The organism is Hymenobacter terricola (assembly GCF_017921975.2).
Classification (GTDB): Bacteria; Bacteroidota; Bacteroidia; order Cytophagales; family Hymenobacteraceae; genus Hymenobacter; species Hymenobacter terricola.
Map to the genome: position 1 here is coordinate 1 of NZ_JAGEMO020000267.1, position 316 is coordinate 316.

At 69.9% G+C, this 316-nt stretch carries 1 protein-coding gene; it reads right to left on the reverse strand.

Annotation, left to right across the window (positions count from 1 at the left end):
- Positions 1 to 316 (reverse strand): hypothetical protein (locus J4G38_RS28510; protein ID WP_226164242.1); only part of this gene is annotated, 316 nt, incomplete at both ends.

Below are 316 nucleotides of genomic sequence, written 5' to 3' on the forward strand. Positions count from 1 at the left end.
ATGGATGCCCGGCTCGCGTCCGTGGCCGGCGTCAGCGCCTGGCCCTGGTTGCCGTACCCGCTCCCGTTCACCGCGTAGTTGCCCGTCGTGCTCGCCTCCCACGCGTTGCCGTCGATGGTCAGCGCCCCCCCGTGCAGGTTGATTGCCCGATAGAAGCGGCTGGCGGTGGGGGTACTTGGAGTGGTCGGAGTAGTCGGAGTAGTAGTGGTGGGTGCGTTCCAGATTTCAAGACCGGAGCAGTTGGCCGTGCCGCCGCTGGTGGCCACCGTCAGGCTGCCCCCGGTGGCCGTGGCCGCGTAGGGCCCGAGCCGGTCCC